At 43.6% G+C, this 12,112-nt stretch carries 13 protein-coding genes; all 13 read left to right on the top strand.

Annotated elements, in window-relative coordinates; genetic code table 11:
- Positions 1–23: 23 nt before the first annotated feature.
- The gene (gene nrfD / locus IDJ77_RS13675; protein ID WP_191189522.1) at positions 24–1,493 is read left to right on the top strand and encodes an NrfD/PsrC family molybdoenzyme membrane anchor subunit; all 1,470 of its coding nucleotides are present in this window, start codon (positions 24–26) and stop codon (positions 1,491–1,493) included.
- A 2-nt stretch (positions 1,494–1,495) separates the two neighbouring features.
- A complete protein-coding gene (locus IDJ77_RS13680; protein ID WP_191189523.1) occupies positions 1,496–2,032 on the top strand; it encodes a DUF3341 domain-containing protein in 537 nt (178 codons plus the stop codon).
- Positions 2,025–2,600 (top strand): c-type cytochrome, encoded by a 576-nt coding sequence (locus IDJ77_RS13685; protein ID WP_317174341.1) that lies wholly within the window; start codon positions 2,025–2,027, stop codon positions 2,598–2,600. Before IDJ77_RS13680 ends, IDJ77_RS13685 begins: the two co-directional genes overlap by 8 nt.
- A gap of 10 nt (positions 2,601–2,610) precedes the next feature.
- Positions 2,611–3,873 (top strand): quinol:cytochrome C oxidoreductase, encoded by a 1,263-nt coding sequence (locus IDJ77_RS13690; protein ID WP_191189525.1) that lies wholly within the window; start codon positions 2,611–2,613, stop codon positions 3,871–3,873.
- An 81-nt stretch (positions 3,874–3,954) separates the two neighbouring features.
- Entirely contained in the window at positions 3,955–5,118 is a 1,164-nt protein-coding gene (locus IDJ77_RS13695; protein WP_224751091.1) for a cytochrome c oxidase subunit II, read from the top strand.
- A 19-nt stretch (positions 5,119–5,137) separates the two neighbouring features.
- A complete protein-coding gene (locus tag IDJ77_RS13700) occupies positions 5,138–7,027 on the top strand; it encodes a cytochrome c oxidase subunit I (RefSeq protein ID WP_191189527.1) in 1,890 nt (629 codons plus the stop codon).
- An 83-nt stretch (positions 7,028–7,110) separates the two neighbouring features.
- On the top strand, positions 7,111–8,172 hold the full coding sequence (locus tag IDJ77_RS13705) for a COX15/CtaA family protein (protein WP_191189528.1): 1,062 nt from the start codon (positions 7,111–7,113) through the stop codon (positions 8,170–8,172).
- Positions 8,169–9,068: a heme o synthase gene (cyoE, locus tag IDJ77_RS13710; RefSeq protein ID WP_191189529.1), complete on the top strand. Its 900-nt coding sequence runs from the start codon at positions 8,169–8,171 to the stop codon at positions 9,066–9,068. Before IDJ77_RS13705 ends, cyoE begins: the two co-directional genes overlap by 4 nt.
- Positions 9,065–9,646: a cytochrome c oxidase subunit 3 gene (locus IDJ77_RS13715; RefSeq protein ID WP_224751092.1), complete on the top strand. Its 582-nt coding sequence runs from the start codon at positions 9,065–9,067 to the stop codon at positions 9,644–9,646. The genes cyoE and IDJ77_RS13715 overlap by 4 nt, the downstream gene beginning before the upstream one ends.
- Positions 9,647–9,653: 7 nt before the next feature.
- Positions 9,654–10,373 (top strand): cytochrome c oxidase subunit 3, encoded by a 720-nt coding sequence (locus IDJ77_RS13720; RefSeq protein WP_191189530.1) that lies wholly within the window; start codon positions 9,654–9,656, stop codon positions 10,371–10,373.
- A 20-nt stretch (positions 10,374–10,393) separates the two neighbouring features.
- The gene (locus tag IDJ77_RS13725; protein WP_191189531.1) at positions 10,394–10,744 is read left to right on the top strand and encodes a cytochrome C oxidase subunit IV family protein; all 351 of its coding nucleotides are present in this window, start codon (positions 10,394–10,396) and stop codon (positions 10,742–10,744) included.
- A 41-nt stretch (positions 10,745–10,785) separates the two neighbouring features.
- Positions 10,786–11,442, top strand: coding sequence for an SCO family protein (locus IDJ77_RS13730; RefSeq protein ID WP_224751093.1), 657 nt, complete (start codon positions 10,786–10,788; stop codon positions 11,440–11,442).
- Positions 11,443–11,529: 87 nt separating this feature from the next.
- Entirely contained in the window at positions 11,530–12,105 is a 576-nt protein-coding gene (locus IDJ77_RS13735) for a DUF420 domain-containing protein (RefSeq protein ID WP_191189533.1), read from the top strand.
- Positions 12,106–12,112: the final 7 nt, after the last annotated feature.

Raw genomic sequence — 12,112 nt, forward strand, 5'->3', positions numbered from 1 at the left:
TTATTACAAGAGATTTATAATATATGGCATCTCACAATGAATCGATAATCAGGGAACCGTTAATTACGGGCAAAGGTATTACCTATGCTCAGATCACTAACGACGTTTTAAACCCTGTTGAAAATAAACCTAACAAAGCCTGGTGGATAGGCTTTACCGTTGCGTCTTTAGGCTCGTTACTTTGGGTTGTATCTATCAGCTACACCTTTTGGTTCGGCTTAGGAGCATGGGGCTTAAACAAAACAGTAGGCTGGGCCTGGGATATCACCGGTTTCGTATGGTGGGTAGGTATTGGCCACGCCGGTACGCTTATCTCTGCGGTACTCTTAATATTCCGCCAAAACTGGCGTAACTCCATCAACCGCTCGGCCGAGGCGATGACCATCTTCGCGGTAATTTGCGCGGCCACCTATATTGTGGCGCACATGGGCCGCCCGTGGTTAGCATACTTTACCCTACCACTGCCAAACCAGTACGTACTTTGGGTAAACTGGAACTCGGCTCTGATGATGGACGTGTTCGCGATATCAACTTACTTCTCTGTATCACTGTTATTCTGGTACACAGGTTTACTGCCCGATATCGCTTCTATTCGCGATCGTGCTACCGGTTTACGCCGCCGCATCTACTCTATCCTTTCTTTTGGATGGACAGGCTCGGTAAAAACCTGGCAGCGTTTTGAGACTGTATCACTGATATTAGCCGGTATCTCTACACCGCTGGTACTTTCGGTACACACTATCGTATCCTTCGACTTTGCTACATCCCTCGAACCGGGATGGCACACAACCATATTCCCGCCATACTTTGTTGCGGGTGCTATCTTCTCGGGTTTCGCCATGGTGCAAACACTATTGCTGGTTACCCGTAAGGTATTAGGTTTAGAAAACTACATCACGATGTTCCACATCGAATCGATGAATAAGATCATCATGCTTACAGGTTCTATTGTAGGTGTGGCTTACATCACCGAGTTCTTTATCGCTTGGTACTCTGGTGTAGAATACGAGCAATACGCCTTTATCAACCGTGCAACCGGGCCGTACTGGTGGGCATACTGGAGCATGATGAGCTGTAACGTAATTTCTCCGCAGTTATTCTGGTCGAGCAAATTGCGCAGGAGCATCAAATTCTCTTGGTTCCTGTCTATCATCGTGAACATAGGTATGTGGTTCGAGCGTTTCGTGATCATCGTTACTTCCCTGCACCGCGATTATATCCCATCAAGCTGGGTGATGTTTTACCCAACCTGGGTTGACGTAAGTGTGTTTATCGGTTCTATCGGTATCTTCTTCACCATGTTCCTGTTATTCATCAGGGTGTTACCATCGGTAGCTATAGCGGAAGTGAAATTATTGCTGAAAACATCCAGTGAGCAATCTAAGAAGAAGGAAATAGAGGAAGGACACCTCGATCCTGTAGAAGTGCAGTATTACAAAGAGTCGTTAGTTAAATACGATAGTGTTGACATGTCTGATTACGAAAAAATATAAAAATGAGTAGTACAAAATTTATATTAGGCTTATTTGATGATCCCGATGACATGATGCACGGGATAGAAAAGCTGCAAAAGAACAGTATCCCCATCTACGATGTTTACACTCCTATGCCTATCCACGGGATAGAGGATAAACTGGGCGTAAAAGAATCAAGGCTTGGCTACGCGGCATTTTGTTTTGGCTGCCTTGGTGCAAGCGTTATATTCAGCATATTATATTATACACTGGTGCACGATTGGCCAATGAACGTTGGTGGTAAACCAAACTTCGCTATTCCAAACTTTGTACCGTTCACTTTTGAGTGGACCATATTATTCACCGCGTTTGGTATGACGCTTACCTTTTTTGCCGCTACCCACCTTTTCCCGGGCCGCGCGCCAAGGGTAATGGACCTGCGTGCAACTGATGACCGTTTTGTTATCGCCATCAATGCAAAAGGCAACATTCCACACGAGGATATCACTAATTTGTTAAAAGAAGCAGGCGCTGTAGAAGTAAAGCATAACAACAGAAAATATGTTAGCTATGAATAAATTTAGAATATTGGGCACAACGGCTATCGTTATCGCTGCATCGATCGTTATCACATCATGCAAGGATAGACGCAGTACCGGCTGGGAATATGCTCCCAATATGTACGAACATACCGCATACGACCCCGACCAACCTAACAGTCAGTTTAAGGATGGCAAAACCGCACAACTTCCGCCGGCAGGTACAATCCCTGTAGGTTTTAAACGCTTTGATTACCCAAACACACGCGAAGGTTATGATAAAGCAAGCCTGGAAGTTGCCAGCCTGATTGCACAAACCCCAAAGCATTTGGCCGAAGGTAAAGTGTTGTTTACAACCTTTTGCGCCCCTTGCCACGGTTTAACCGGCCAGGGTGATGGTATTATTGTAGCGCATGGTTATCCTGCGCCGCCGTCATATTCTAAAGGGCAGTCGTCACGCGGTGGTGCAATGAAGGATCTTACAGACGGTAAAATTTATCATACTATAACTTATGGAGTAAACTCGATGGGTTCATACGCATCCCAGGTAGCACCTGAAGATCGTTGGAAAATAGTTATGTATGTTCACCAATTACAAAAATTATAAGCTTAGGTTAATGGAGACTCATAATAGTTTAGAAGAAAAATTTGAATTTACAGGCACTGCCAAAACAGTTAGTTTAATTGCTATTGTACTTGGTGTGGTAGCAATTGTAGTTGGATTGATGATGGGCGGCGTACATGTACAGCGTACATTTACCAATTTGCTGCTGATGTCGTACTACTTTGTATGTGTTTGTACAGCGGGTGTGTTCTTTTGTGCATACCAATATGCAGCACAGGCGGGCTGGTCGGCTTCGTTGATCCGCATACCACAAGCCTTTGCTAAAGTATTGCCATTTGCAAGCTTAATTTTAATTTTAGTGGTAACCGCAGGTTTGTTCACTACTCACGAAATTGAGTTTGAAGGCCACAAACAAGTTGTACCTTATTTATATGCTTCATGGGCAACACATGGTTTAACCATAGTAGGCGAAGAAAATTATAACGCGGTTATCGCAGGGAAGTCGGCGTTTTTGAACGTAGGTTTCTTTTACGGTATGCTTATCGTATTGCTTGGCGCTTATAGCTACTTAGGTTTAGCGCTGGCCAAAGCCTCAGAAAATGAAGATACCGTAGGCGGCATGAGCAACTACGATAAAAGCTTCAAGTTATCCTGCATATTCCTGGTGATCTTTGGTTTCACTTTCCCAATATTTGCTTTCGGTACCATCATGTCGTTAGAAGCACATTGGTTCTCTACCATGTTTGGTTGGTACAATTTAGCAGCTATGCACGTAAGCGGGCTGGCCATTATTGCCCTTGTGATCATCTTATTAAGAAAGAAAGGCAATTTTTTATGGCTATCAGAAAACCATTTACACAGTTTAGGTAAATTGATGTTCGGGTTCTCAATCTTCTGGACCTACGTATGGTTTGCACAGTTCTTCCTTACCTGGTATGCCAACATCCCCGAGGAATCGGTTTACTTTTTCAGGCGCTGGGAGCCGGAATTTAAATGGTTATTCTGGTTAAACATTGTAGTTAACTTTTTGGCACCGCTATTATTACTGATGTCTCGTGATGCGAAACGTTTAACTAATCGCATGATGTGGACCTGTATAATACTTATAACCGGCCACTGGCTTGATTATTATTTGATGACAATGCCGGGCACTATCCCTTCAGAACATAGCGGCTTTGGTGTTGAGGAGATAGGTATATTTTTAGGATTTGCAGGTTTATTTACTTTCATGATGCTGACTCAGTTAAGCAAGTTCAAATCGCTTGTGCCTAAAAAGCACCCGTTCCTGCAAGAGAGCCTGCATCATCACATATAATAATTATTAAATTTGCAACAGAATACAGCATTCAAAACCACCAATAAAATGGGATTTAAAAGTTTAATTAGTTCTAAAAAAATGCTCTCGGTTCTAGCTGCATTCCTGCTTTTAGGCACCAACATGCTTATGGCCCAGGATGCAACCAAAGATACGGCAGCAACGGCCTCAAGTGGCGATGCTACACCAAGCGTGTGGCTTGCCCCGGGTTATTATATATTGCTATTTGTAATTGTATGCTTTGTTGTAGGCATCGTTGGCAAAATACTGCGTGTGTATGATCTTACGCAGCAGATCCAAAACAAAAAGCCTATCAACTGGCACAATGTAATGGGCATTTGCTGTATCATATTCCTTATTGTGGGTATGTACGGCGCATACTGGTCCTTTGCGGTACAAGGCGCAATGATTTTGCCTGAATCGGCTTCTGCACATGGTGTGAAGATAGACGAGATGTTTTGGACTACCACCGTACTTACCGTTATCGTATTTGTAATTACCCAGATCTTGCTGTTTGGCTTTCTGTTCCGTTACCGTTATTCAGAGAAACGCCGCGGGCACTTTTTGCCGCATAACAATACCATCGAGAAAGTTTGGACCATTGCACCGGCTATCGTTTTAACCATCCTGGTTATCTTCGGTTTCTTTACCTGGCAGCAGATTACCAACACTATTGATGCTAAAGGCGAGCAGGCTTCTATTAACGTAGATATAACCGGCCACCAGTTTGCCTGGGAATTGCGTTACCCTGGTACCGATGGCCGTTTAGGCGAAACCAACTACAAATTGGTGAGTGGTTCAAACAAGGTAGGGGTTGATTTTAAAGATAAATTTAGCTACGATGATTTGCAGGCCGATACCATGTACCTGCCGGTTCATAAATCGATCAAATTAAATATCCACGCGCAAGACGTTATCCATAGTGTTTACATGCCACATTTTCGTGTTCAGTTGAACGCGGTTCCGGGCTTGCCAACCTACTTTAAATTTACGCCAACCATCACTACTGCAGAGATGCGCCGCAAAGTGGGCGATCCTAAATTCGAGTACATTGTGTACTGTAATAAAATATGCGGTGCAGCACATTACAACATGCAACGAGTGGTACGTGTGGTTGAAGAATCAGAATACCAGGCATGGTTAGCACAGCAAAAACCTTACCTGACAGATCAGATCAAAAAAGATCTGAAATTTGCCGAAGTAAAGCCAGTTGCTAAACAAAACAGGTTAGCGTTAAACAATTAATTCAAAAAGATTAGCGAGTATGTCTACATTATCAGTTCACGGTCACGAAGGAGCACATCACGAAGAGGATCACGGACACCATCATCATAAAGAAACGTTCCTGAGTAAATACATTTTTAGCATGGATCATAAGATGATCGCGAAGCAATTCCTGGTAACAGGTATTACTATGGCGGTTATCGCGATGATATTATCCATATTATTTCGTATCCAGTTAGCTTACCCGGATAAAGCTTTCCCTTTAATGGAAACCTTATTAGGCCGTTTTGCGCCGGGTGGCCGTTTAAATGCCGATTTTTACCTGGCGCTGGTTACAATACACGGTACCATCATGGTATTCTTTGTACTTACAGCAGGGTTAAGCGGTACTTTTAGTAACCTGCTTATACCACTCCAATTAGGGGCACGTGATATGGCGTCGCCATTTATGAACATGCTATCATACTGGTTCTTCTTTACCGCCAGTGTTGTTATGCTCTCTTCATTCCTGGTACAAAAAGGCCCTGCAAGCGGTGGCTGGACAATCTATCCTCCGTTATCTGCCCTGCCAAAGGCAATGCCGGGTTCTGGTATGGGTATGACTTTGTGGCTCATCAGTATGGTGCTCTTTATCGCATCATCATTAATGGGCGCCATCAACTACGTAAGTACCGTATTAAACATGCGTACAAAAGGTATGGACCTTTGGAAAATGCCTTTAACTATCTGGGCGTTCTTCTTAACCGCTATCCTTGGTATCCTTGCATTCCCGGTACTGGTTGCCGGTGTGGTATTATTAATATTCGACCGTAGCTTTGGTACAAGTTTCTACCTTTCAGAGATCGTACTGGGCGGTAGCGCACAGCCATTCGAAGGCGGTAGCCCGATATTGTTCCAGCACTTGTTCTGGTTCCTGGGTCACCCCGAGGTGTACATCGTAATTATGCCTGCAATGGGTATATCATCGGAAGTTATGTCGGTAAACTCGCGTAAACCAATCTTTGGTTACCACGCCATGGTTTACTCTTTAATAGGTATCACCGTGTTGTCGTTCATAGTATGGGGCCACCACATGTTTGTAACGGGTATGAATCCGTTCCTGGGTGGTGTGTTCATGATCACCACGTTGATCATCGCGGTACCATCGGCAGTAAAAACATTTAACTGGCTGGCTACTTTGTGGCGAGGCAACATCCGCTTTACATCAGCTATGCTGTTTGCTATCGGGATGGTTTCTTTCTTCATCTCTGGTGGTTTAACCGGTATCTTCTTAGGTAACGCCGCACTGGATATCAACCTGCACGATACTTACTTTGTGGTTGCCCACTTCCACCTGGTAATGGGTTCGGCTGCTATATTTGGTATGTTGGCCGGTGTATACCACTGGTTCCCTAAAATGTATGGCCGCATGATGAACGAGAAGTTAGGTTACCTGCACTTCTGGTTAACTTTTATAGGTGCGTACCTGGTGTTTTTCCCGATGCACTTTATGGGGCTTGATGGCGTACCCCGCCGTTACTATGCTTTCACCGAGTTTGAATCGATGAAACGCTGGTTATCAGTAAATACATTTATCACCTGGGCGGCTATTATGGCGGCTTGTGCACAGGTTGCGTTCCTGGTTAACTTTATATACTCCATGTTCTGGGGTAAGAAAACTGTACAAAACCCATGGGAAGCTAATACTTTGGAGTGGACAGCACCTATCGAGCATTTCCACGGCAACTGGCATGGGGAGATCCCAACCGTTTACCGTTGGCCATATGATTACAGCAAGCCTGGTGCCGAAGAGGACTTTATACCACAAACCGTTCCGCTTTCGCAAACCATGAGTTCTAACCTGCCGCATGATTTTGAAGATAATCCAGCCGGGTTAGAAGCGCATGCTAAATGGACCAGCACTCAAAAAAGCAACGAAGAAGTAAAATAATTTATACTGATCTGATCTTTTAGGGTATCTGTGCCGGATTATAAATCCACAACAGGTACCCTAATTTGTTAGAAATATTTTGAATGAGCAGTAACGCACCCGGGAACAGATTTTTAAAAATAAACTTACTTACTATTATCCTGCTGTTTGTATTGATATTGGCAGGTGGGGTTGTGCGCAGCACAGGCTCTGGTATGGGTTGCCCGGATTGGCCGAAATGTTTTGGGCAGTATGTGCCGCCAACCAGCATATCAGAATTGCCTGCAAATTATAAACAAGTTTATGCTGATAAACGCCTGGCCAAAAACCAGAAGTTTGCAAAAATGCTGGACATATTTGGTTACAGCCAGCTGGCTATGCGCATTCGTAACGACCGATCGATACTTGTGCCCGAGGAATTTAACAGCGCCCGCACCTGGACGGAATATATCAACCGTTTGATAGGCGCTATCACCGGCATATTTTTATTCCTTACAGCTATTTACTCTTTCAAATATTGGAAGAGCAGTAAACTGATAGTTATCCTGAGTGTATTAAACCTGGTGCTGGTAGGTTTCCAGGGATGGTTAGGTTCTATCGTAGTATCAACCAACCTGGTGGCCTGGATAGTTACGGTGCATATGTTATTGGCTTTAGCTATACTGGCTATTAGCATAGCTACATATCATATGGCAAAGGTTAACGGGCGGTATAAATTAAGTACCAAGCCGTTCATTGCTATACTTACGTTACTGGTACTGGCTTTAAGCATATTGCAGATAACCTTTGGCACCGAGGTGCGCGAAAAGATAGACGCTGTAGCCAGTCACCTGGAAGGCAGTTACCGCGACAGCTGGACAAGCCGCGCAGGCGAAATATTTTCGCAGCACAGGGATATGGCTATGGTGGTATTGATACTGAACGTTGTTTTGTACGCCTTGATCCGCCGTACGTTTAACAGGCATTCTCTACAGCAGCAGCTGATGAGCTTTACCTTTTTAATGCTGATGCTGCAGATCGTTACAGGGATTGTATTATCATACTGGGCATTACCGCCTTACGCGCAGGCGGCACATATTGTACTGGCAAGTTTGGTTTTTGGCGCTCAATTTTATTTACTGCTGAATTTATACAGTTCGGCTAATTTACAGGGGGCGGGCAGATGAAGTGGAGCGATTTTAGTAAACTGATCAAACTGAGGCTTACCTTTTTGGTAACGTTTTCGGCATCCATATCATTTATTATAGCTGTTAAGGCCAATGGTGGCGATACGTGGGGCTCGCTTTACAGCAGCACCATGTGGATCAATTGGGTAAAACTGGTTGTCGGCGGTTTCCTGGTAACCTCGGCAGCAAACAGCTTTAACGAGGTTATAGAAGTTAAAACGGATAAGTTAATGAAACGCACCATGGACAGGCCTATGCCTGCCGGGCGCATGACTACCGGCCAAGGCCTGGTTTTAGGTTTAGGGATGGGCATGTTGGGCACTTATCTTTTGGGTAGCTTAAACATCCTTACCGGCTTGTTGTCGGTATTCTCTATCCTGTTATACGCGTTTGTTTATACGCCGTTGAAACGCAGATCGGGTGTAACGGCAGTAGTTGTCGGTGCTATTCCTGGCGCGTTGCCTGCTTTAATTGGCTACGTAGCAGGGCAGCCACACGGTCGTATCGACGAAATCGCGCTGATATTATTCAGCATTCAGTTCATTTGGCAGTTTGTTCACTTCTGGGCCATTGCCTGGGTATTGGATGATGATTATAAACTTGGGGGCTTTCGTTTATTGCCTACGGGTAAAAGAGATAAAGCCAGTGCGGTGATAACCTTTATATTTGCCATTATAATGGTGCCGGTGAGTTTGCTGCCAACTATTTATGGTTACGGCGGTTATTACGTAGGCGGTGTATCATTAGCGATGAGCCTGCTGTTTTTATACCAGGCCTTTAACCTTTTACGCACGCTGGAAATTACAGCCGCCCGTAAGTTAATGTTTGGCTCTTTTTATTATTTGCCGGTAGTGCAATTAATGTTTTTGTTTGATTTTATAGGAAAAGTAAAATGATGGCTAATATAGAACAGGAAGATAAACACCAGTTTGCGCCGAAGAAATTCAATATGTGGGTATTTGTATTCACATCGTTTATGTTCTTTGCTGCGCTTACCAGCGGTTTTATCGTATACAGCGGCGGCCACGGTACAGGTATCGACATTAAATTACCCGCTATTTTTACATACAGCACTATAGTTATAGTAGCAAGCAGTATTACCATGTACCTGGCATCCAAGGCCGCGCGCGAGCTTCAATTTGGAAAACAACGTCTTTTTTTAACCATAACCATATTGTTGGGTGTAGCATTTTTCGCTATACAATCCTACGCGTGGTTAGTATTGCTGCCCGGCATGGGCATTTATTTCAGCAACCCAAATGCATCACAATCTTTTGTGTATGTATTTATATGGATGCATTTATTACACATTTTAGCCGGTGTTTTGCTCTTAGCTAATACGCTTTGGGGTACTTACAGGAACAAGCCGCAGGTTAAAAATTTATTTGGAATGCAGATGTCCTCTATTTTTTGGCATTTTGTCGATATTATATGGATTTATCTGTATGTTTTTTTACTTTTGAACCAATATTAACAAACACATGAGTGCACAAGTATCACCTATTGATGAAGTAAAAACCACACCATGGTCGGGCGGAAAATCACCGTTTGACGTGGAGTACGGTAAAATGATGATGTGGTTTTTCCTCCTGTCGGATGCGTTTACCTTTTCTTCGTTATTAATTTCTTACGGCGCATTGCGTTTTAGCTCTGCCAGCTGGCCAGCTCCCGATCTGGTATTTCAATCGGTACCGGGGTTGTATGACAGCGGCATGCCTTTGGTTTTTGTGGGCTTAATGACCTTTATCCTTATCCTTAGTTCGGTAACCATGGTATTGGCTGTTGAGGCCGGTCACCGGATGGCCAAAAAAGAAGTGCTTTGGTGGATGGTAGCAACTATCATAGGTGGTTTTACCTTTTTAGGTTGCCAGGCGTTAGAGTGGTCGCATTTACACCATGAAGGTTTTTGGTGGGGAAGCATCCCCAATGCAGAAGAGCTTAAGCACCTGTTTAAAGGCGGTACCGAAGCTACTTACGGCACCTATGCACAGCAATTCGCAAACTTGTTTTTCACTATAACAGGCTTCCACGGTTTCCACGTATTTAGCGGTGTTGTTATCAATATCATCATCACTATAAACGTGCTGGTTGGTACCTACGCAAAACGCGGCAGCTATTTAATGGTTGAAAAAGTAGGCCTTTACTGGCACTTTGTGGATCTGGTATGGGTATTTGTATTTACCTTCTTCTATTTAGTATAAAAATTTAACTGATCAAATATATGTCATCAGAACCAACAGGTGCTCACGCAGAGCACGGCGAGCACGAAGGAATGACCAAGAAAAAGATCATCCAGATCTTTGGAGTATTATTGGGTATTACTGTAATAGAATTTATTATAGCACTTTGGTTAGTGCCTAAAGGCCATATCCCTTTGCATTGGGCTAACCCGATATACATCGTTTTAACATTGCTTAAAGCCTTTTATATTGTTGCATACTTTATGCACCTTAAGTTTGAGAAAATAGGCTTAGCCCTGGCTATTATTGTGCCTATCCTGTTTATTATAGGGTTGATATTGGTACTTACAAACGAAAGCCACTATTGGGTAGACCTGCGGCCTAAGTTGTAATGCGCAAGGCAAGCATTCTAAAAAAAATCGTGATCCTGGTAATGATATTAGCATTACCGGGATTTTTATATTATTTGCTAACCGTAAAGGGTAAAAACAGGTATACGCTACTGCCATTTTACGGCAGTAAAACGGTAGCCAAAACCAGCCATCGTGTGCATGGTAAGGATATCCCCGATACCATTTACCATAAGCTGGATGATTTTAAACTAACCGACCAGAACGGCAAACCGGTATCGTTTAAAAACTTTGACAAAAAGGTATTTGTAGCGGCTTTTTTTTATACCCGCTGCCCGGAGGTTTGCAATACGGTTAACAGTTTTGTAGATAGCCTCGACATCAACTACCGCAAAAACAAGATGGTGCATTTTGTCTCCATCACGGTGGACCCCGAGCATGATACGCAGCCCGTTTTGAAGCAATACGCCGCCAAATTTAAACCGAGCGATAAGTGGCTGTTTTTAACAGGGGATACCACAACCATATACAACCTGGCCCACGATGGCCTGTTGGTAAACGCCCTTAAAACCGGCGACGGCAGTTTTGTTTTAGATGATAAGCTGATACTGGTAGATGCGGAGAAACGCATTCGTGGATATTACTCCGGTACATCGCGCGCTGATGTGATGAAGCTGAAGGATGAAATAAAAGTACTGATATCTGAAGAGCTGCGTAAGGTTGATAAAGCGCTCTATTAGAAATAGAAGCAAGAAATCAAGATGACTTGCGAATAGTATAATTGGAGTCTTGGCTCTTGAAGTCTTGATTCCTGACTCTTATTAAAAATGACAGATAAATTCATATTCCGTTTTGTTGCAGGCGTTACCGTTTTTGTAATAGCCGTTGTAATTATCCTTAATCGCCACCTTATACCCGGCCCGGCGGTTGCCCCATCGTTTACACCGTATTTACCTATGCTGAATGCCGTGCTTAACGGTACCTGCAGCATCCTGCTGTTGGTGTCCTTGTATTTTATTAAGCAGGGGAATATTACGATGCATAAAAGGCTTAATATTTTAACCTTTTGCCTGTCGTCGCTCTTCCTGGTGTCTTACATCTTGTTTCATTACCTGATGCGTACCGATACGTTCTATGGCGATGCCAACGGAGATGGTGTATTATCTTTAGATGAAAGTACAGCTGTAGGCGGGTTGCGTAAATTGTACCTGTCTATACTTGTTCCGCATATTGTTTTAGCAGCGGGTGTGCTGCCTCTCATACTGCTCAGTTTTAACTATGGCTTGCAAATGCAGGTAGAGAAACATAAGAAACTGGTAAGATGGGCGTTTCCTATATGGTTATTCGTTACAGTATCCGGAGTTGTTGTATATTTGATGATCAAACCTTACTACCACTTTTAATTTTTTG

The organism is Mucilaginibacter pankratovii (genome assembly GCF_014773265.1).
GTDB lineage: Bacteria > Bacteroidota > Bacteroidia > Sphingobacteriales > Sphingobacteriaceae > Mucilaginibacter > Mucilaginibacter pankratovii.